The 19,589-nt window shown below is 68.1% G+C and carries 18 protein-coding genes, 2 tRNA genes and 3 pseudogenes; 6 read left to right on the forward strand and 17 right to left on the reverse strand.

The genetic code is table 11. From position 1 onward, the window contains the following. Positions 1-93 precede the first annotated feature (93 nt). The 3 genes from H4687_RS17275 to H4687_RS17285 form a co-directional block, all read right to left on the reverse strand. Complete coding sequence (locus H4687_RS17275; protein WP_046915524.1) at positions 94-570, reverse strand: single-stranded DNA-binding protein; 477 nt, start codon at positions 568-570, stop codon at positions 94-96. 243 nt (positions 571-813) lie between these two features. Continuing rightward, positions 814-2,970: a GTPase gene (locus H4687_RS17280; RefSeq protein WP_050398208.1), complete on the reverse strand. Its 2,157-nt coding sequence runs from the start codon at positions 2,968-2,970 to the stop codon at positions 814-816. After that, the gene (locus H4687_RS17285) at positions 2,967-4,637 is read right to left on the reverse strand and encodes a dynamin family protein (protein ID WP_046912940.1); all 1,671 of its coding nucleotides are present in this window, start codon (positions 4,635-4,637) and stop codon (positions 2,967-2,969) included. The genes H4687_RS17280 and H4687_RS17285 overlap by 4 nt, the downstream gene beginning before the upstream one ends. A 272-nt stretch (positions 4,638-4,909) precedes the next feature. Between H4687_RS17285 and H4687_RS17290 the strand changes: the two genes are divergently transcribed. Then, positions 4,910-4,982 (forward strand) — tRNA-Arg (locus H4687_RS17290). An 814-nt stretch (positions 4,983-5,796) separates the two neighbouring features. Here the strand turns inward: H4687_RS17290 and H4687_RS17300 are convergent. The 3 genes and pseudogenes from H4687_RS17300 to H4687_RS17310 form a co-directional block, all read right to left on the reverse strand. Continuing rightward, positions 5,797-6,307 (reverse strand): annotated as a pseudogene (locus H4687_RS17300) (DUF2637 domain-containing protein); the annotation flags it as partial. Beyond that, positions 6,307-6,531 carry a hypothetical protein gene (locus tag H4687_RS17305; RefSeq protein WP_225966721.1) on the reverse strand — a complete coding sequence of 75 codons (225 nt, stop codon included), beginning with the start codon at positions 6,529-6,531 and terminating at the stop codon, positions 6,307-6,309. The gene H4687_RS17305 and the pseudogene H4687_RS17300, both read right to left, overlap by 1 nt. Positions 6,532-6,597: 66 nt before the next feature. Next, positions 6,598-7,179: pseudogene (locus H4687_RS17310) on the reverse strand (FtsK/SpoIIIE domain-containing protein); the annotation flags it as partial. A gap of 549 nt (positions 7,180-7,728) precedes the next feature. On the opposite strand from H4687_RS17310, the gene H4687_RS17315 reads away from it, so the two are divergent. After that, the gene (locus H4687_RS17315) at positions 7,729-8,184 is read left to right on the forward strand and encodes a hypothetical protein (RefSeq protein WP_159026063.1); all 456 of its coding nucleotides are present in this window, start codon (positions 7,729-7,731) and stop codon (positions 8,182-8,184) included. Between the two features lie 501 nt (positions 8,185-8,685). On the opposite strand, the pseudogene H4687_RS17320 reads toward H4687_RS17315, so the two are convergent. Together H4687_RS17320 and H4687_RS17325 are read right to left on the reverse strand one after the other, a co-directional pair. After that, positions 8,686-9,771: pseudogene (locus tag H4687_RS17320) on the reverse strand (tyrosine-type recombinase/integrase); the annotation flags it as partial. A 251-nt stretch (positions 9,772-10,022) separates the two neighbouring features. Continuing rightward, entirely contained in the window at positions 10,023-10,430 is a 408-nt protein-coding gene (locus H4687_RS17325; RefSeq protein WP_159026064.1) for a hypothetical protein, read from the reverse strand. A 361-nt stretch (positions 10,431-10,791) separates the two neighbouring features. Here H4687_RS17325 and H4687_RS17330 point away from each other — a divergent pair. Then, positions 10,792-11,603, forward strand: a protein-coding gene (locus tag H4687_RS17330; RefSeq protein WP_404819280.1) for an IS5 family transposase whose coding sequence is annotated in 2 segments (ribosomal slippage) — positions 10,792-11,127 and positions 11,130-11,603 — 810 coding nt in all. Because the reading frame shifts where the segments join, the coding sequence is not laid out codon by codon here. A 6-nt stretch (positions 11,604-11,609) separates the two neighbouring features. Here H4687_RS17330 and H4687_RS17335 read toward each other — a convergent pair. The 8 genes from H4687_RS17335 to H4687_RS17365 all read right to left on the reverse strand — a co-directional run bounded on the left by H4687_RS17335 (position 11,610) and on the right by H4687_RS17365 (position 17,155). After that, complete coding sequence (locus H4687_RS17335; protein WP_046912953.1) at positions 11,610-12,380, reverse strand: DeoR/GlpR family DNA-binding transcription regulator; 771 nt, start codon at positions 12,378-12,380, stop codon at positions 11,610-11,612. A gap of 501 nt (positions 12,381-12,881) precedes the next feature. After that, positions 12,882-13,649: a hypothetical protein gene (locus tag H4687_RS17340; protein WP_225966723.1), complete on the reverse strand. Its 768-nt coding sequence runs from the start codon at positions 13,647-13,649 to the stop codon at positions 12,882-12,884. Then, entirely contained in the window at positions 13,564-13,977 is a 414-nt protein-coding gene (locus tag H4687_RS46455; RefSeq protein WP_233443335.1) for an endonuclease NucS domain-containing protein, read from the reverse strand. The genes H4687_RS17340 and H4687_RS46455 overlap by 86 nt, the downstream gene beginning before the upstream one ends. A 1,106-nt stretch (positions 13,978-15,083) precedes the next feature. Beyond that, positions 15,084-15,386 carry a hypothetical protein gene (locus H4687_RS17345; RefSeq protein WP_046912943.1) on the reverse strand — a complete coding sequence of 101 codons (303 nt, stop codon included), beginning with the start codon at positions 15,384-15,386 and terminating at the stop codon, positions 15,084-15,086. Next, on the reverse strand, positions 15,383-16,114 hold the full coding sequence (locus tag H4687_RS17350; RefSeq protein ID WP_107082293.1) for a GntR family transcriptional regulator: 732 nt from the start codon (positions 16,112-16,114) through the stop codon (positions 15,383-15,385). The genes H4687_RS17345 and H4687_RS17350 overlap by 4 nt, the downstream gene beginning before the upstream one ends. An 8-nt stretch (positions 16,115-16,122) precedes the next feature. Then, positions 16,123-16,350 (reverse strand): hypothetical protein, encoded by a 228-nt coding sequence (locus tag H4687_RS17355; protein WP_046912945.1) that lies wholly within the window; start codon positions 16,348-16,350, stop codon positions 16,123-16,125. Positions 16,351-16,549: 199 nt separating this feature from the next. Beyond that, a complete protein-coding gene (locus H4687_RS46460; protein WP_225966724.1) occupies positions 16,550-16,693 on the reverse strand; it encodes a hypothetical protein in 144 nt (47 codons plus the stop codon). Between the two features lie 183 nt (positions 16,694-16,876). Next, positions 16,877-17,155: a hypothetical protein gene (locus tag H4687_RS17365; protein ID WP_046912947.1), complete on the reverse strand. Its 279-nt coding sequence runs from the start codon at positions 17,153-17,155 to the stop codon at positions 16,877-16,879. A 75-nt stretch (positions 17,156-17,230) separates the two neighbouring features. Here H4687_RS17365 and H4687_RS17370 point away from each other — a divergent pair, with 75 nt between their 5' ends. From H4687_RS17370 to H4687_RS17380, 3 genes are all read left to right on the forward strand, one after another. Beyond that, the gene (locus H4687_RS17370) at positions 17,231-17,986 is read left to right on the forward strand and encodes a GntR family transcriptional regulator (protein ID WP_046912948.1); all 756 of its coding nucleotides are present in this window, start codon (positions 17,231-17,233) and stop codon (positions 17,984-17,986) included. 45 nt (positions 17,987-18,031) lie between these two features. Beyond that, positions 18,032-18,484 (forward strand): hypothetical protein, encoded by a 453-nt coding sequence (locus H4687_RS17375; RefSeq protein ID WP_159026065.1) that lies wholly within the window; start codon positions 18,032-18,034, stop codon positions 18,482-18,484. Between the two features lie 88 nt (positions 18,485-18,572). Further along, positions 18,573-18,655: transfer RNA gene (locus tag H4687_RS17380), tRNA-Arg, on the forward strand. A gap of 76 nt (positions 18,656-18,731) precedes the next feature. On the opposite strand, the gene H4687_RS17385 is transcribed toward H4687_RS17380, so the two are convergent. Further along, a complete protein-coding gene (locus H4687_RS17385) occupies positions 18,732-19,538 on the reverse strand; it encodes an aquaporin (protein WP_079028211.1) in 807 nt (268 codons plus the stop codon). Between the last annotated feature and the right edge of the window lie 51 nt (positions 19,539-19,589).

Genomic DNA, 19,589 nt, shown 5'->3' on the forward strand with positions numbered 1-19,589 from the left:
AACAGCCCTTGTCGACAAATCCCTCGATTTCGCACACGGAGCCTTCACCACGCGTACGCCGATCTCCCACGACCGCGCCGCCACGGCCTGAGGTCACGTCACCCCGGCCGGTTCCGGCCTGAGTTCGGCGGCGGGATCGAGCGGGCCGCCGGGTGGCGGTGTCTCCCAGTTCGGCTCCGGCTGGGACGGGGACCGATCCGCCGGGGTCTCGCCCCTGGGCGTCCGCCGGAACGCCGAGGTGCCCCGTGAGAGATCGTGCCCGATGGCGACCGCGTCGACGTCGGCCGAGGCCCAACTCTGCCCGTCCCGCTGCTCGGTGCGCACCTTCAACCGCCCTTGCACCACCACCGGATCCCCCAGTGCCACGGACGAGGCCACGTTCGCCGCGAGCGTGCGCCGCGCCCACACCGTGAAGAAGTTGGTGTGCCCGTCGGTCCACTCGTTCTTCTCCCGGTCCCAGTACCGCGAGGTCACCGCCAGCCGGAACCGGGCCGACGAACCCGTCGACAACTCCCGGCAGACCGGCTGGGTCGCCACGTTCCCCACCACGCACACCATCGTCTCGTTCATCTCGCGAACCCCTCCTCGACGTCGGCACCGAGGCCGGCGCCGACGGACACGCGTACGGGCCCGTCCCGTACGGCTGCTGCGTCTGTCGTGCGGCGGTGCTGTGATCGCCGCCCGTTCAGACTGCCGCCGCCGGGCCGAGCCCGCGGAGCCCTGTGCACTACCCGCCGGTTGTGGACAACTCCGTCACCCGACGGGGTGAACCGCCCCGACCGGAGCCGCGCCTCACCCCGCCGGAGCCGCGCCTCACCCCACCGGCGCCGCCCCCAGCACCCGCCCGTACTGCTCCCGCACCTCCCGGTACCGCAGCAGTTCGGCGGCCACCGGATCCAGCACCAGCGCCCGTCCGCACCCGGCGGCGGCCTCCCTCAGCCGCCGTTCCGCCTCCTGGCCGTACCGCCGCGCCGGACCGCGTGCGGCCAGCCGGCAGCCCCACTCGACGGCCGGGCCGCCGACGATGCCGATCACCATCAGCAGCACCGGCACCCCGAGGTTCGGTGCCATGAAGCCGATGATCTGCCCCAGCAGCCACAGCCCGCCGACGACCTGGAGCAGGGTCATGGACGCCTGCGCGAGCACCGCGGCGGGCCACCAGCCCGGCCGCGGCGGCCGTCCCGTGGGCGCCCCGACCCGCACGGCCAGCTCGTCCAGCGCCTCGGGCAGCCCCTGCGCCCCGCGTACGGCCGCCTCGCGCACCGCCTGGGCCCAGGGTGTGGGCAGCCCCGCCGCGGCGCGTTCCGCCACCGTACGTACGGCGTGTTCGACGCGCTGCCGGGCGGTGGCCTCCTCGTCCACGGGCGCCGCCAGGGCGAGCCGCCCCGTAGGGGGTTCGCTCCGGTCCTGGTACCACCGCCACAGCCGTAGCCAGGGCGTACCGCACGCACGGTTGGCGTGGCGCAGCCAGACGCGTTCGGCGGCCTCGCCCGCGGCGGCGGCACCGACGGCGTCCGCGAGCCGCGCGGCGAACTCGTCCCGGGCCCGCTCGCTGAGCCCCGTGCGCCGCTGGTTGGCGTACACGGGCCACAGCCGCGCGGCCGCCGCGTCCAGATCGGCGCGGACCCGGCGGGCGGGCGCGCCCCGCTCGGCCACGAACTGCCCGAGGGACTCGCGCAGTTCTCCCACGCCGTCCCCGGTGAGTGCGGACAGCGCGAGCACGGTGGCGCCCGGTTCGCCGTGCTCCCCCAGCGCGATCCCGTCCTCGTCGAGCAGTCGTCGCAGGTCGTCGAGGACCTGGTGGGCCGCCTCGCCGGGCAGCCGGTCCACCTGGTTGAGGACGACGAACATGACCTCCGCGTGACCGGCCAGGGGCCGCAGATAACGCTCGTGGAGGATGGCGTCGGCGTACTTCTCCGGATCGACGACCCAGATGACCGCGTCCACCAGCGCCAGGATCCGGTCGACCTGCTCCCGGTGCTGCACCGCCGCCGAGTCGTGGTCGGGCAGATCCACCAGCACGAGGCCACGCAACTGGGCTTCCGCCTCCGGGCTCTGACACGGCCGCCGCCGCAGCCGGCCCGGAATGCCCAGCCGGTCGATGAGGCTCGCCGCGCCGTCGCTCCAGCTGCACGCGATCGGCGCGGCCGTGGTGGGCCGGCGTACGCCCGTCTCCGAGATCGTCACCCCCGCGAGGGAGTTGAACAGCATCGACTTGCCGCTGCCGGTGGCGCCCGCGATGGCGACGACCGTGTGCTGCCCCGAGAGCCTGCGCCGCGCGGCGGCCTCGTCCAGCACCCGTCCGGCCTCCGCCAGGGTCGTGCTGTCCAGTCGTGTGCGGGACTGCCCCACCAGCTCCCGCAGCGCGTCGAGCCGCGACCTGAGGCGTCCGTCGTACGCGAGCGGGATGACCGGCTGGACGACCGGAGCCCTGGTCTCCACGCCCGGGGCCCGCTCGCCCGCGCCCGCCTCGGTGGCACGCCGGGCGATGAGCCCGTCGTCCCAGGGGTCACCGGACTCCGTCCGCGCGGACGGATCACCGGACAGATCACCGGACGAATCCCTGGGCCGATCGCCAGATCGATCACCAGATCGATCACCGGCCCGGTCGGCGGACCGATCACCGGGCGCGGCACCACCGGGGCCGGACCGCTCGGGCACGCGCGCGTGGACGCGGTTGTCATCCCCCTCCCCCTGGGAACGCCGCTCGCTCGGCCGGGCAGGCTCACCGGCGGCCCGGTCCGGCACCGCGCGCCGCTCCTCGAACCGCGCGCCACCGACCCTCTCCGACGGCCCGCCGTCGGGGTTCCTCGGCCGCGCGGCCCCGGCACCCGTGTCGCGGGGACGGCCGGCCCCGCCGTCCACGGGCCTCCTGTCACCCCTCCTGTCGCCCGTCCTGTCGTCACCCTTGTCGGGGACGTCGTCTCCGGTCTGATCCGTGTGGTCAGTGACGGCGGTCACGGCGGTCACCTCTCCTTCTGCAGTACGGACAGGGCGGCGATGAGTTCGGCCTGTGGTTCGGGATGTACGTCGAGTGCGTCGAGGGGGGCGAGACGGCGTTCGCGCTCGGTGTCGAGGGCCCGCTCCAGGTATTCGGTGAGCAGCCGTCCGCCCCGGTCGCGCAGCCGCAGCGCGCCGTGCGCCCCGATCCGTTCGGCGAGGCCCTCACCCGCGGACCGGGCCCGCCGTCCGCCCAGCAGGGCCGTGGCGCCCAGCGCGGCCACCGCCTCCACGTCCGGAGCCACACTCCGGTCGAGGTCGCGCACCTCTTCCTCGGCGTACTCCTCCAGGACGCGCCGCCAGCGTCGTACGGTGATCCCGATCCGGTCCTCGACGCTCTCGCGCAGGGCGTCACGTTCGGTCAGCCCGGCGTCCACGGCCGCCGGTTCGCGGCGCCAGGCCTCACCGACCCGCTCGTCGGCGGCGGTGACGGCACAGAGCAGCAGGGTGCCGAGGCTTTCGACGAGGGCGTCGAGCAGTTCACCGGCAGTGCAGTCGAGCGGATAGCTGCGCCACCGCTTGAGGGCGTCCCCCGCGAGCACGGCCCCCGACTGCAGACGCCCCTTCACGCGCGCGTGCTCGCTGTCGTAGGCCGTGTCGACGGCGGCGGTGAGCCGCATGGCGGCGGAGTACTGCTGGGCCGCCGCGCCAGCCAGCTCGGGCATCCGGGACCTCAGCGAGTCGAGGACCCCGTGCGCGGTGCGCGCCACGGTCTCGTGCCGGGCCCCCGCGTCGGTCGCCTGCTGGACGAGCCAGGCCCGCAGCGGTGCGACGGCGGTACCCGGCAGCAGTCCCCCGCCCCAGGCCGACTCGGGCAGTTCGGGCACCGTGAACCGCGGCACGTCGCCGAGCCCGGCCTTGGTCAGCAGCGCCCCGTACTGCCGGGAGACCTCGGACACCACCTGGTGGGGCACCCGGTCGAGCACGGTGACCAGGGTCGCCCGGTGTTCCTTCGCGGACCGCAGCAGATGCCACGGCACGGCGTCGGCGTAGCGGGAGGCCGTGGTCACCATCACCCAGATGTCGGCGGCGCAGATCAGTTCCGCGGCGAGTACGCGGTTGTCGGCGTCCAGGGAGTCGACGTCGGGTGCGTCGAGGAGGGCGAGACCGGGCGGGAGACTGTCGGCGGTCTCGATGCGCAGGACGCGCTCACCCTCCTTGCCGCCGTCCCCGCCCGGCGGGAACGACTCGTCGTCCGGATCCTGACCGGGCTCCCGCGGAGGCGCCCACGCACGCGTGAGGTTGGGCAGGACGCGCATCCCGCTGAACCAGTGATGGTCCTCGGGATGACAGATCAGGACGGGCGTACGGGTCGTCGGCCGCAGCACACCGGCCTCGCTGACCTTCCGCCCCACCAGGGAGTTGACGAGAGTGGACTTGCCGGCTCCGGTCGACCCCCCGATGACGGCCAGCAACGGCGCTTCGGGTTGGCGCAACCGGGGCACCAGGTAGTCGTCGAGTTGCGCGAGCAGTTCGTCGCGGTTGGCACGCGCGCGCGGAGCCCCTGCCAGGGGCAGCGGAAAGCGCGCGGCGGCGACACGGTCGCGCAGGGCGGAGAGCGCGTCGAGCAGCTGAGGCCGTACGTCCAAGGTCACCACATGCGAAGAATGCCCAATTTTGGGAATATTCTGAAGCATATGAGCACGCCTGCGCGCCGACCGGACACAGGGGGACGGAGGGGACGAGAGGGGCGCAGGCATAACGAGTGCACAACATGCGAGGCCCGAGGCGCCAAAAGAGGTGCACGATTCGTACCTGCCTGCGATTATCAGGACCGCTTCACCGAACCTCCACATTGAGCCACGGAGGCGAAGCAACAGGGTCAAGGACTCGGGAGCCCTATCCTTGTCCCCGGCAACGTCACGGATCAGCCCACACCCGGGCACCAGGACAGAGGCCACCACACCCGGCCCCCGTAGCTCAGTGGATAGAGCAGGCGCCTTCTAAGCGCTTGGCCGCAGGTTCGAGTCCTGCCGGGGGCGCAAGTCTCCACCCTCCCTTTGGGAGGGTTTTTTGCTGGTCACAGCGGGTACCGCTCGCCACGACAAAGCCCCGGACCCTCCCCCGACGATCAAGGGGAGGGTCCGGGGCTGTCCGGCTGTCACCGGGTTTTCGCGGGTGACCCTGTCGAATACGTGTCGAAATTCTTGGCGAGAAGCCTCAGTCTCCGTCGGCCGGCTCGGGCAGGTCTCCAGCGGCCTCCAGGCGCCTTTTCAGGTCAGGCAGCTGACCCTCGACGCACCGTGCGTATGCGGCCAGCAGGACCGGCACGCTGTTCCCGGCCCATTCGGCCACCTGTGCGGGTGGAATTCCGTCATTGAGCCACTTCGTGAGGCGCGTGTGCCGGTTGTCGTACACCCGCCTCCCTGTGGGCGAGTCGAAGACGTGCGGGAGCAGGACGGCCTTGCGGGCGCTGCGCCACGCCCGGCGGATGACCGAGCCCGCGAGAATGCCGCCTGCCTCTCCCTGGAACAGCAGATCCCCCGGCTTGAGCTGTTCGTCCTCGATGTGCTGCCGCAGGATGCGCGTCAGGGCGGGATGCCCTGGCACGGTGCGCGTCTCGCCCTCGGCACGGCCCTTCAGGTCGCGTTCCTCGTGGATCTCTCCGGTGTCGGTCCACTGCTTGCCGACCTCCGGAGTCGCCGTGTGGCTCAGCAGCTCGCACCACTGGTCCCCGCCGTCGGGGCCGGGCAGCGTCACGTCCTGCACTCGCATGGCTATGGCTTCCTCCGGTCGCAGAGCGCAGTAGTACAGCGTGGCGAAGAACGCGTGCAGTCGCTGTCCTCCACGCGGCCGGACCGGCGGCGCGGGAATCGAGGCGGGAGCCGGAGACGGGACCGCGTCAGGCTCGGGCACGGCTGCTTCCAGTAGCCGGGGCTCGGCGTCCGGGGTGTCCGGGACGCGTGCCGGCGGAATCGGCGCCGCCTCCGACTCCGCGGCCGACGAGTGGGCGAGGAGCGTTCCGCCGAGGAAGGCGAGCGCGGGCCACCCGGCGATGCCGACACGGAGCAGGGCGGGCGGGTCGGCCAGGTCGAGAAACCCGGCGGTAGCGACATTGGCGCCGAGCGAGGCGAACAGGGCGATGAGGAACCAGCACCAGGCCAGCCGGGACGGGCCCGCCCTCACTGCGCAAGCGCCGCCAGGCCGCGACCAGGAGCGGGTCGACACTGACCGGGTAGGCCCACGCCTTCCAGCCGTTCTGTCCGGCAGCGGCGGCCAGGTCGTGCAGGTGGGCGAAGGACAGGGCACCGGCGATCACGGCCTGAACCAGCACCGCGTCGACACGGAGGCCGTGACGGGCGCCCATCAGGAGTCCTCACCGGAGTAGGTGGGGCCGCCGTCGAGGTCGTCGCCGGACGGGAACATGCCAGGCGGCGGCTCGGGCAACGAGACGGCGAGCGACGTACTGACCGCTTCCACGAAGTCGAGGTCGGCGCCGCCCATGTCGGCGTACAGGGCGAGTTGACCGAGGAGGAGCACGGTCCGGGCGAAGTCCTCGCAGTTCGGGCACATGCCGAGTTCTCCCTTCATCAGGCATGGCGGGGTAGGGACTTGGCGCGAAGACGGTCACGCCGACCGATGGGGGCGAGCGAGAGATCAGGCGGTGGCCGGAGAAGGCTTGGCCGACGGCACGGAAGCAGCTGCGGCGGGGCCGGGGAGAGCGGGCCGGAACGGCGCCAGCTCGGGCAGGTCCGGGGTCCGGTCAGCGTGCCGGTCGCGGAGGTTCACGGCCTGGCGCAGCGAGGTGTGCGGAGCCCGGATGCGGTGCCAGCCTCCAGAGGAGTCGCCCGCGATGGCGATTCCTCGCATCTCCGCCGGAATCTGGATGGCAGCGAGGACGGCGTCCGGGGATATGTCGCCGAAGGCCATATTCGCCGAGGACTCGTCGTTGACACGGTGGGCGGTACGGCCGGTGAGCTGCCCGCGGAGCATGGTGATGCCCTTGCCGAGTGCAGAGCCGAAGCGCTGTCCGCAGATTTCCAGGTAGATGCCGGCAGCGCGGCCGAGCTGGGCGAGACGCACCAAGGCGGTGATGATCCGGTCCCGCCGCTTCTCCTTCTCCTTGCTGGCGTACAGGGCGAGTTCGGCAACCTCGTCGACCAGGACGACGACCGGAGTCGGACGCAGTCCGTCGGGCAGATCCCAGATGTCGGCGGCGATCTCCGCGTCCGGCTTGTCGGAGCCGATGACTACTCGGGCACGCTGCTGCCACGTCCTGAAGGGCCGAAGGCCGGTGCACCGGTGCCCCGGTGCCCCGGTGCGAGATGACACCGTTACTCCTCGACGGCCGAGCGACCAGCCAAGCAACCCTCTAACGCCCTTCCAGCCAGCAGTTCCGTACGAAGAGCCCTGAGCCAGACAAGCGAAAGACCGCGCCCAGACCGCAGCTTCCACACTGCGGACGGGCATGCCTTCGGCGTCTTCCTCTGCTCAGATTTCGACCGAAGATGAGTACATCACATTACAAATTAACTCTTTGTTGACTCTGAGGCACCAGGGATTACTGAGGCAAAGGTTTGATCATCTTCCCGAAAAAACGATTGCGTAAAAACGGAGTCTGGCTGAAATAGCTGAGGGTCAGCTACCCTCCTCTGCAAAGGGTTGAGTAACGGAAAGGCTTCCATGAGCAGCGGCGCAGGGGGGAGCTCCGGCACTCCGGAGCCTACGCCCACACCAGTACCCGATCCCATCCCGACATCCGAGCGGCCCTGGTACCGAAACCCGCTGGTGGCGATACCTCTCGCCCTTGCGGTAATCACAGTTCTTTTCGGTGACGCCATCTTTAACCACACGGTGAAAGCATGGCTCACTAGTAGCTACGTACAGGAGGCGGACGAGGCTTGCAGCCGCTCCATTCCTGCGCTTAAGGCACTTGGTGATGAGCCTTGGCAGGAACAGGGAGAGGTGTATCACGAGTACATGAAGAAGCGGAGGGATGTCATCCTCCAAGCCTTAGCTGCATGGCATGCAGTGGATGTTCCTCCCATCGCAGGAGGCGAGATCCGCGACACCTACCATATTGCTCATTCGGCCGGACGCCATTTCCAGGTCGCGGTCGACTGGGCCGAGAACGGAAACGAGGACCGAGCCAACGACTTCTTAGATAAGTTCGACAGTGAAGCGATCGAGGCAATTCGAAAGGCTCGGGCACTCGGACTTGAAGTATGTCCTGTAGGTTTCTAGCGAATCCACTTCGAGGGTCTCGGCGCACGTTCTGACACGGCGCGTGTTACGGCTGTACCTATGGCAGGGGAAGCCACGATCCGAGGGCGCTGGCCAGCAAATCCGTGCCTGCCAGCTCGCTCTTTCAGTCCCAGACGACGTAAGAGTGTCGGTCAGGGTGCAGCCGGGCGGCCAACGACGCCTCGTCGCCACCTCCCAGCAGGCCACTCGAACTGTCCCCGCTCAATGACCTCACCCCGGTCGGAACCAGCTGAACAGCAAGCCCAGCAACCGCCATCGCCCAGCACTGGCTTTCAAAGCCCTCCCCGGAGCCTGCATGACCTCAAATGACCGATCTCTCCAGAGCTACAGATCAGAAGGCTTCTGACATCCACGTGTGACATCAACGACGCCGGACGGGGGCATACACCAGCAACTCTGTCCGGCCGTCGCACCAGCCGACGGTCGCAGCCGCAGCCGGCCCGGATCGAACTCCTAAAACGGTGCCCCGACACCATTGCATCATGGGTGCATGATGGGGAACCGGCCCTGGTGGACAGGGCATTGCTGGTGAACGAGCTGCGCGGGACCGCCCGGCTCCAGCTGCTCATGCCCGGGGACCAAGTGCACCGCCGAGGTCAACAAGTGATCGTCCTCCTTGTGGTGCGCGGAGTTGTCCTTGTGGCGCTTCGCACGCTCGGCGCGCACCATCTCGTCGAGCCCGGCCGCCAGCTCACGCTGCCGCTCGTCGTCGGAGTGCTGATAGATCAGCGCGGCTTTCTCGGAGGACTGCCCGGCCCGGACCATGGTGTCTTTCAGCGTCGCGCCGGAACGCGTCGACAGCGTGTGTCCGGTGTGACGAAGGTCGTAGAAGCGGAAGCCGTCCGGCAGACCCGCTGCCAGTCGGGCACGACGCCATTTCCGCCCGAAGGACGTACGGCGGAAGGCCGCCCCTTTCTCGCCGACGAAAACGAGGCCATCAGGCCCCTTCTCCGCGTACCAGGCGAGGTGGCGTTTCACGTCCTTCTCCAGGAAGGCGGGAAGCACGACAAGACGGGCACCCGCGTCGGACTTGGTGGCACCGGGAGCGCGCTTGCCGTTGGTCCGCTCAGGCTCGGCGGCACGGACGCGGATCACCAGATTGTCGAGGTCGGCGTCTCGGCGCCGAAGGCCGGCCAGCTCCTCGGGCCGCATCGGTCCGTAGGCGCCCAGGTAGACCATGAGACGCCAACGGATACCGATCGCGTCGGCAAGTGCGTCGACCTGGGCGACGGTGGCGATCCGGCGCTCAGCCGCCGACTCCTTCCCCGCGCCCTTGATCCGGCACGGATTGCGGCTGATCAGGTCGTCATCAAGGCCGTCTCCATGACGCCTTTGAGCAGCCTGTACGCCTTGGCGACGGTTGTCTTGGCACTTGTTGTCCGCAGCCGCTCAGCGCGCCATTCGCGGACGCGAGGGGCGGTGATCTCGTTCCAGTTCGAGCGCGCCGAAGGCCCGGAGGATGTAGAGCCGAAGAAGGTGTTGGTACAGGTCAACCGTGCGAACGGCCAATTCCCGCTCCTCGACCCATTTCTCGGCGTACTCACGGAAGTTCACGGCGCCCGCGTCGGTCACCGAGGGTGTCTCACGCTCGCGTTGCCCGCCACCTCACCCGGTATCGAAGTCCCAGGTCAGCCCGAGGGTTCTCCAGCCTCTCCCCTAAAGCGGGTGTCGCAGGTTCGAATCCTGCCGGGGGCACCAGCCAAAAGGCCCCGGACCGATCATGGTCCGGGGCCTTGACATCCACTTCTGACATCAACGCGGGCGGCCACTCGCGGATAAGGCGTCTCCTGAGCAGGCGATCCATGTGGCGCCAGAGGTCAGTAGCGCCCTTGAAGCGCCTTGTGGACAACGTACGCCTCAATGAACCCCTGAATCGTCTGCAGGTCGTCCGCAAAGGATATGGATTGCCATTTCCCCTTCCGACCGTCGCGATAGTTGAGGTCCACCCACACGTCAAGATCCGCGAGCATGCTCCCGGAGGAGGTACTTGCGGTCGCTTTCAGCGTTATTCCAGCTAGATCACAGAAATTGACAATAGTCAGCGGCTTGCGTTCGTCCTTGTACTCGATGACCTCGTCAGGGGTGATGACCAGCAGCGGATCCGGGTCATCAGATGTTCCGCGCAGGAAGCCGGATAGCTTCCCCCGCTTCTTGGTGAAAACCCGCCAATTCTCCGGTACAGGACCTTGGCTTGCCTGCGTCAGGACGGTTCGGGGATTCGTCATGCCACCCATTGGGCTGCCCTCCGGTGCAGAGCTAAGCATTCATAACGCTACACTCGGTCTCAACTGGCCGCAATTTAACGCAGGTTGAAAAGGTAACTACGAAAGAGCCTGACTAAAGGCTCTGCCGGGCCTGGGCTTGGCTAGAGGCACCCCGCCTCAAGGAGTTCGACGAACTACGTTCGGCCACCGAACCCGTCGCATCAGGTTCCGTGGGAGCCAACGTCTGATACTGGCAGTTGCTGTGGTAATTCGCTGTCGTACAGCTGGGATCGTCTGGTTGCCGGGTTACAACAGCTAACACAAGAAGGTGGTTCGGCGCTGATGGCCGTGTCCCGAGCGAGAGTTGAACGTTCGGCCAGGTGTGGGGACATCGCCATGGATCGTGCCGGATGAGCTGCGGGATCGCCTGGAGCCGCTGCTGCCGCGGCGCGAGCGGCGGTTCCGATACCCGGGTCGCAAGGCGTTACCGGACCGGGAGGTGCTGTGCGGGATCCTGTACGTGCTGCACACCGGTATCCAGTGGGAGTACCTCCCGAAGGATCTCGGATTCGGCTCGGGAATGACCTGTTGGCGCCGGCTGCGGGACTGGAACGAGGCCGGCGTGTCGCAGCGACTGCACGAAGTGCTGCTCGCCGAGCTCAACGCGGCCTCGCGCCTGGACTGGTCCCGGTGCGTGGTCGACTCCTCCTACGTCAGGGCGCTAAAAGGGGGCAGCACACGGGCCCCTCGCCGGTGGACCGGGGCAGGGCAGGCTCAAAACACCACTTGATCACTGACGGGCACGGCACTCCGCTCGCGGTCCTGCTGACCGGCGGCAACCGCAATGACGTCACCCAGCTCCTGCCCCTGCTCGACGCCATTCCACCGCTCCGCGGCGGCGTCGGACGTCCCCGCCGCAGACCCGACTCACTTTTCGCCGATCGCGGCTACGACCACGACATCTACCGCGACCAGGTCCGCGCTCGCGGCATCGTGCCGGCCATAGCCCGCCGGGGCACCGGGCACGGCACCGGCCTGGGCACCTACCGGTGGGTGGTAGAGCGGACCTTCGCCTGGCTCCACGGCTTCCGACGCCTACGCATCCGCTGGGAGCGACGAGCCGACATACACGAAGCGTTCCTCAAACTCACCTGCTGCCTCATCACGCACCGGCAACTCAGCTCATTCAGTTAGCCGTTGTTAGCCACCGACTGCATCCGGAGCTGCCGGTATCACCCTCACGCCGGCCTCACGCAGGGCCGTACAGGTCGCGTCGTCTTCCGACGCGTTGGTGACGACCACATCCAGGTCTTCCGGATCGCAGATCTTCACCATGCCGGTTCCCGGGAACTTACTCCTGTCGGCTAGAAGGACCACTTTGTCGCTGGCGGCAATCATGGCGCGCCTGGCGGGCACCTCGGCCACGGTGGTGTCCATGACCTGGCCGCCAGGTCGAAGGCCGCAGGCTCCCATGAACAGCCAGTCTGCATGGACTTGCCGGAGGTTATCCTCGGCCATGAAGCCATCCAACATGCGTGATTCACGGATGACCATGCCACCGAGCAACATCAGGTCGATGTTCTCGTCATCGATGAGCTCGTCGTAGACCGCAAGGTTGTTGGTGATCACAGTGAGTCGGCGGCCATGCAGCTGAAGCGCCAGCCGGTGCACCGTCGTTCCGCTGTCGAGAATGACCGACTGGCCGTCCTCGATCATCGTGGCCGCTTGGGCGGCGATCGCGTCCTTCTCTCTCACCTGAACCGAGGCGGCCTCGTCGAAGGGCGGCTGATCCTCCTCGACGACCGCTCCGCCATGCACCCGGGTAAGCAACCCGTCCCCCTCCAGTTTTAGGAGGTCTCGACGGATCGTCGCCGCACTGGCATCAAGCTGCTCGGCGAGGTCAGTCACGGACGCCGTGCCGCCCGAGCGCAGGGCCTGCAGGATGAGTTGGTGTCGTCGTTCAGCCAGCACGCAACCGGACACTACACGCTGCCAGTCAGCGCAACCTGTCGACTTCCACCCGCAGTTGCCGAGTACTCGTGCGCCCACAGCAGTCGGCTCGAACCGTTTGAAGGCGACCAGGACACATGGCGCCGTCGAGAGCCCCGCTCGCAGCGCCATACGAACACGTGCTCCCGACAGTGGACCGTCTGTCTCATTGTGTTAGCGCCTGTTAGCCAGAGGTTGAGCGCGAAGACCAGCGTCTCTGTGAGGTTCCCCCCACCGGTCGACGGCAACGATCGATGCAGTCTTGGGGCGACCTCCTAAAGCGCTCAGCTAGCCGTGGCCTACCCGTGGACTCGCCCCCCGCCTGATCTGCCACATACGGGGCAGTGACCTGCTGCTTTGCCCGGGGCCCAAGCGGCCTCCGGAGCCGTGGGCGCGAGGCGCGCTCCGCGTCAATGGGTGTCTGCCGCCACCTTCTATGCAGCCGAACCCAGGGCTGCTGCATGGGGCTATGGCTGCCTTGTGTCAGGCGTCAGGTAAGCCTTGATCGATGCCGAAGTGTCGGGAGACCTCTTCGATGGTGAAGCGGGCGCGGAGCTTGCAGGCGGAGTTCTGGTTGGCAAAGAAGCCCGTGCGCCACAAAGCCTCTTCGCGTGGCACAGCACGCTCCCAAGTGACGGGGACGATCCACTCACGAGGATCCTCCGCACCGCTCTCGGCTCTGTCCCCGGCACGTCGGTAGGTGCCCGCCAAGGAGAGATCGGACATGCGGCGGGTTTCACTCTCGCTACTGAGGGCCGCGTCTTCAAACGGTTGCGGTTCGCCGGAGACTGTGCCGACGCCCACGTAGCCCACCTTAGGGATATGCGTGAACACCCTCGCTCCCAGCGGCAGGGACCGGAGCGTCCGGGAGAACCACTCCCCGCCGCCGGCGGACACGAAGCCGTAGCGAAGGGCGTCGTCCCAGTTTCGGCCCCCGGCCTCATCGCCGAACGACACGTACCAATCCGACCCGTTCCACGGCTCCTGCTTGCCACGGCCCTTCGCTCCGGCTGACGGCATCACGGCCTCGGCCTCGTCCATCAACCATGTGCGGGCTAGATAGGAGCGCCCATCGTCCTCGAAGTAGCGAAAGAAGAGAACGTTGACCGGGACCTGGAACCCAGAAGCCAGGTAGGTGACGATCCGCTCCGTCGCGGCGTCGATCTCACTCGCGACAATGGTGAGAGCGTGAGTCGAATTGAGAGCTTCCGGCGGAGTGCCGCCGAACCGCACTGCGAACGCCTCGTCCAACTCCTCCGCCAGTCCTTTTGCCGCGGGCGTAGGAGGTGTAGATGTCGCGGATCTGATCGTTGGTGAGCTCCTGGACCCAGGAACCGTAGTCGAGGACCTGAGCCACCACTTCGCGAGGCGTGCGGTCTCGCTTGAGCTCCAGAACGTGCAGGCCGCCCTCAGCATCCATGCCCAGCAGGTCAACGACCTTGCCGTGCTGCGTGAGCACCTGCCGACCGATCAGCAGCAACGGATGCCCCAAGATGCCGGGATCGGCCTCAATGAGCTCCTCCAGCCGGGTCTCCAAAGGCATCGGACGCGTCGCGACTCGCACGGGCTTGTCGTCCACACGCCACAGCCCAAACTCCAGCGGCATCGCCGATCCCCCTCCGTTCAGACCACAGAGCTCAGCTGACCAGGCGCGGCAACCGACTTATGACGCCGAAAAGCCTCGTCTGCCAGTGGGCCTCGTGTGGTCCAGCTCCTCGTGATTGCCGTTGCGGTACAGCAGCGAAGTACAGCGACCAGCGCGACCGCAGCCGACCGCAGCCGACCGCAGCCGACCGCAGCCGACCGCAGCCGACCGCAGCTGACCGCAGCTGACCGCAGCTGACCGCCAATACTCCTCGATGGCTGCTGACTAGTCCACCAGCACCTCGATGACCTCTCAGCCGAGAGTTCGGGACGAAGAGGTCGCTCCAGACGCGTGCCAGATCGTGCGGGCAACCACGGGGACAAGACGCTAGCCCGCCTCTGCTTCGTCCAGGTCACCACTGCAACCGACCATAGATCATCCGAACTTCCCAAGCTCATGGCTTTGCGGTGGTCAGACCACGGTCGGCGAGCGCAACGATTTCCGCTCAGCGGGCCTGGGTATTGCTGAGGGATGCCCCGACGGGGCGAGCCGTCTTGAGTGCAGCTTCGAAGGTTGCGTGAGTACAGGTGGGGGACTCGTGGCGCCGCAAGACAGTGATGCAAGTGCTCGCTGAGGCGTACAAGGCGAAGCAACAGGCCAAGGCTGCTGAATTGAAGCGCGCCCAGCAGAAGGAGCAGAGGACAGCGAAGGCTGCTGAGGAGCGTCGGCGCAGTCAGAAGCGTGTGGCCGCCAAGGCCGAGGCCGAGCACGCCCGCCTGCTGGCCGCAGGAGAGAAGCACCTTGAGCGGGAACAGGCTGCCCAGGCGCGTGAGGTTGCCCGTATCGAGCGCGAGTTAGCGAAGCGCCAAGCCGAGCGGCAGCGCGCTGCCGAGCAACGGGAGCGGGAGCAGGCCCGCTCGGAAAAGGAACAGCAGAAGCAGGCACGAGAGACCCGCTTGGCTCAGTTGAAGTACGAGGCAGAGCAACGCACGCTCCAGGCCCAGGAGCAGGGAGAGGAGCCCAGATTCTTATCCAGGCCCCTCTCCCAGCACAGACGGAACGGGAGGCTGTCCCCGTCACCGCCCTGCCGACCGTCCTCCTCAAATCCGGTCAGGTTCCCTTACCGCCAGGAGGTGACCGCGGCTGGTGGCCACGCGGAGCACGTCTCGCAAGGCTCCGGTCAGTTCCTTCGCCAAGAGCTGCGTGTCCTCCGGGCCGGTGTGCTCGTCACCGAGGGTTTCCGCGGCCTGCTTCAGCAGTTCGGCCGCCGTTTCGAGTTGCTCCGATTCGATGTTGTCGGCCAAGCGGGACATGTAGCCGTCCCTGTCGTCGGTGCTCAGGTAGCAGGGCTTGCCCTCCGGCCCCGACCACGGGAGAAGCCGCAGCTCGTTCTGTGGCGTCATCCTTGCGTCTGCCTCTCATCGATCACGTGGTGGGTGGTGAAGACCGCGTCGACGCGATCCCCCGGGAACACCAGAAGCGCGGCCTCGACGACGCGCCCGGCGGTGTCGGCGGCAACGCGTGTGATCGCGAGCACCGCAGCGGTGGGGTTGATCCGGAGGGTGGACGCCTCGTCTGGTGTCGGGAGGCGGGCGGAGACCGTCTCCCGGACCTCCGCCGACAGAGGGCTCAGAACAGCAAAGCTCTCTTCTGTCCGTATGGATGAGGCGCCGTCGCCGAGCGTTTCGGTGGGCTCCAGGTCGCGCGGGACGTAGATGCGGGCCAGGCTGTGCGGGGACTCTCCCTGGTAGCTGATGCTGAGGAACTCGGTCAGCGGGCTACCGTTCGGCACTCGCAGTAGGGCTGCCAGGTGTCCACGTGCCTCTATCGCAGTGGCGCGGTCCGTGACGCGCAGAGCCGTTTCAGCGGCTGTCCACGGGTCCAGCGTCCCCCAGCCGCCGACGTACATGATCTTGCGGAGGCGGTGGCGGACGAAGTTCCCCTTGCCGTGAATCTTCTCGACGAGGCCTTCCCCTTGAAGTACCGCGAGGGCGCTCCGCAGCGTCGCTGTGCTGACTTTGTACTGGCCGGCGAGTCCGGACTCAGGCGGAAGGCGGGCGCCAGGCTTGATGCGACCGGCCGTGATCTGACGCCTGAGGTCATCGGCGATGTCGTGACGGCGAGGGGGCACGGTCCGTATCACCGCCTTCTCAGGATCCGCACGGCGAGGAGCCGACTCCGCGTGTGCATGGTCAGCAGCTCGCCCGACTCGAACAGCAGTTGCTTGGCGCCTTGGGGCAGTTGAAAGAGGTTGCTCACCCGGCACGCCCGGCCGCCGACTTGGATGATGTCGCCGCGCTGCACAGTGGTTGAGGTGATCTCCACGGGCTGGGATACCAGTACGCCGCTGGGTGCCCGTTGCCTCACCGCTGCACCTCCGCAGGCGTGGACCGATTGGGCGCTGCGTGACACGGGCAGTCACACACCTCGTAGATCACCGGCAGGTCGACCGGCGCGACCGTCGGGGAGGACTCCGCGCAGGCGTGGTGAGTGCCGATTCGGCATGCGGTCGATCGGTAGGGGACGGACGAAGTGCCTGTGACGTGAGGCTGTCGGCGAGGAGGCATCAGTGCACTCCCTGGAGGACCGACCAGGCTTCGGACGGCAGATGGGCCGCCACGATCACCGAACGCCGCGGCTGTCCGCGCTTCTCCCAGGCCAGCACGTACGGGCGGACGAGCGCGACGTCCTCACCCCTGAGCGATCCCACGAGGTTCGCCGAGTCTGGGCCCCTCCTCAGAACAGCCGTCGGCTCCTCCGCGGGCGCAGGGGATGCGTAGGCCGGCGACGGCCTGGTGGACGTTAAGGGGCGGCGGTGCCTGCCCTTGGGGAAGTGCCGCTCTCTGGTGAGCGAGACGGCACGGCGGATACGGTTGAGCACGCTGCTCAGCTCCTATCGCTCATGGCTCGGTCCCCCAACATCGCCCGTCGTGGGGACCGCTTTGCGTACGACCGCCCAGAGGGTGCGGCCGTTCAGGCTGGTGGCGAGGAGACCGAAACGGTCGGCCGCGGCCACTACTTCCAGGGCCTCCTGCCATAAGTCGGCGGAGAGCGATTCCGGCACCTCCGCTTCGACCGACGTGTGCCGGGGGTGTTCCTCCACTCGCGTGAGAAGCCCGATGGCGGACAGCCGGGCGGCGAGGGACGCCGCGCTAACTCCCGAAGCGGGCACAGGGCAGCCTCCGTCACCGGCGATCACTTTGAGTGAAGTTAGTTAACTAGATTAGAAGTGGACTAGATTTTCCATATGTCTGAGCAGCCGCCCTATCTCCGCATCGCCGACGAACTTCGGCGGCGCATCGCGGAGCACGTCTGGGAGCCGGGGGATCGCCTGCCCTCCCGCGCCCAGATCGGCCAGGAGTGCGGCGTGGGCGAGAACGTGGTGCGCCGAGCGCAGGAGTTGCTGATCTCCCAGGGCGTGTTGGAGGGTCGGGCCGGGTCCGGCACGTACGTCGCCGAGCCCAGGCACCGGGTGCGAGTCGTCCGCTCGTCGGCGCGAGAGCAGTCCGACGGGTCCCCGTTCCGCGTGGATATGAGGGCTGCCGGCAGCCAAGGGGATTGGGAGAGCCGGACCGATGCCAAGGTGCCGGCACCGGCGGAGATTGCGGCGCGTCTCGGAATCGCCGAAGGCGACCTGTGCGTCCGAACGGCGTACGAGTTTCTTGCCAACGGCAGGCCCGTGCAACTCTCGACGAGTTGGGAGCCGTACGACCTCACGGCTGGCTCACTCGTCGTCCTCCCTGAGGGAGGGCCACACGCCGGGGCGGGTGTCGTGAACCGCATGGCCGCGATCGGTATCACCGTCAGCCACGCCGTGGAGCAGCCTGAGCCACGGCTGGCGACCGCCGAGGAAGCGTCGCTTCTCCGCGTCCAGAAGGCAGCGCTCGTCACGCACATCCGGCGGACGTACTACAGCGACCAGGGGCGGCCCGTGGAAACCGCGGACATCGTGGTGCCCGCCGCGCACTGCGAGATCGTCTACGAGATCCCGATCAACCGCTAGCTCTAGATCGCCTTGGGTGCTGACTCATCTGGGCAAGATGAATACATGGCATCGGAGTGGATCCCCGCTGTGGTAACCGGAGTCTCAGGAGCCCTCGGCGTCACCTTCACATGGCTCGCCGGAGCGCAAGGTAGAACACACGCAGAGCGCATGGTTACGCAGTCACGAGAAGCCGAGCAGCACACTTACCTACGAAGGGAGCGGCGCGATGCCTACTTCGAAGCCCTTCGCGTGGCCGTCCTCGATGTGCGCCGCCTGAGGTACGAACGGTCCGGAAAGATCGAGAAGCTCCGAGAAGTCGAGCAGTATTGGACGAAGACCAAACGCATCGAAATGAGCATGGAAGCCCTCATCGCCCTGCACGCGTTCGGCAGCGAGGAGGCTCGCCACTTCGCTGAGGCATGGCGGGCGGCCACAGAGGCCAACGACCTCGACACGATGCAGCGGCTTGTCAGGCAGTTCGGGGAACTCATGCGGACTGAGCTCCAGGAAGGCTAGCCACAGGTGCCCCAGCGAAAGCGATCTAGCCTCGGCCTGTCGAGTGCGTGTCGAAGGGCGTCCTTCTAGCTGGTCGAGCAACGCAATTGCCCAGCTCAGAGGTTGTCGAGGCTCCTACTAGCCAGGCGCCTTCTAAGCGCTTGGCCGCAGGTTCGAGTCCTGCCGGGGGCGCCCACACCTCACCCTCCTCCCGGGAGGGCTTTTTTCTGCCACGGCGGCTCGGACCACATGCCCCTCCGGGGCCGGGTCACACCCGCCGGTCGGCGACCGACGGGGCGGCGGCGCGCCGCACGCGCTCCGCGAGGCGGCTCGAAGATGGCCAGATGACGGCTACCAGTCCCAACCCGATGGCCCCACCCACGAGTTGCGCCCCCACGAACCCGGCGACCGACCCCGGCGCGATACCCGCGAAGGTGTCGGTGAAGGCGCGCCCCACCGTCACCGCCGGGTTGGCGAAGGACGTGGACGAGGTGAACCAGTACGCCGAACCGATGTACGACGCCACCGCGACCGGCGCGAACCGCAGCCGGTCGGAACGGGCGAGGCCGAGGACGAGCAGCACCAGGCCCGCCGTCGCGACCACCTCGGCCAGCAGCAGGTGCCCCGCCGAACGCTCGTGCGTGGACCACTTCACCAGGGGCTCCGCGAACATCGCGTCCGCGAGTACGGCTCCGGCGATCGCCCCGAGGGTCTGCGCGGCGACGTAGGCGACCGCCTCCCGAGCCGTGAGGCCCGTGGCGCCCGCCGCCTCCGCGACCTCCCGGCCCCGCACACCGCCGCGCCGCCGCCCCGTCCACCACTCGGCCGAGGTCACGACGGGATTGAAGTGCGCCCCGGAGACCGGCCCGAACAGGGCGATGAGCACCCCGAGCCCGAAGACGGTGGCCAGGGAATTCGCCAGCAACCGCACCCCGACGTCAGGCGTCAGCGCGGTGGCCTGGATGCCGGACCCGACGACCACGGTGACCAGTGCCGCCGTACCGACGAACTCGGCGGCGACGCGCGCCCCCAACGGGGTACGCCCGGGCGCGACGGCGACCGTGTCGATGCCGATGTCGACGACCGGCCCACCGGCCCCGGCCCCGGCCCCGGCCCCGGCCCCGGC

Origin of the sequence: Streptomyces stelliscabiei (assembly GCF_014873495.1) — a bacterium.
GTDB classification, from domain to species: Bacteria; Actinomycetota; Actinomycetes; order Streptomycetales; family Streptomycetaceae; genus Streptomyces; species Streptomyces bottropensis.

Excerpts from the sequence above, each read along its gene's own strand:
- H4687_RS17275 (WP_046915524.1), bottom strand. The coding sequence starts at position 570 with ATGAACGAGACGATGGTGTGCGTGGTGGGGAACGTGGCGACCCAGCCG.
- H4687_RS17285 (WP_046912940.1), bottom strand. The coding sequence starts at position 4,637 with ATGCTTCAGAATATTCCCAAAATTGGGCATTCTTCGCATGTGGTGACC.
- H4687_RS17305 (WP_225966721.1), bottom strand. The coding sequence starts at position 6,531 with ATGAAGGGAGAACTCGGCATGTGCCCGAACTGCGAGGACTTCGCCCGG.
- H4687_RS17325 (WP_159026064.1), bottom strand. The coding sequence starts at position 10,430 with ATGACGAATCCCCGAACCGTCCTGACGCAGGCAAGCCAAGGTCCTGTA.
- H4687_RS17345 (WP_046912943.1), bottom strand. The coding sequence starts at position 15,386 with ATGACGCCACAGAACGAGCTGCGGCTTCTCCCGTGGTCGGGGCCGGAG.
- H4687_RS17370 (WP_046912948.1), top strand. The coding sequence starts at position 17,231 with ATGTCTGAGCAGCCGCCCTATCTCCGCATCGCCGACGAACTTCGGCGG.
- H4687_RS17375 (WP_159026065.1), top strand. The coding sequence starts at position 18,032 with ATGGCATCGGAGTGGATCCCCGCTGTGGTAACCGGAGTCTCAGGAGCC.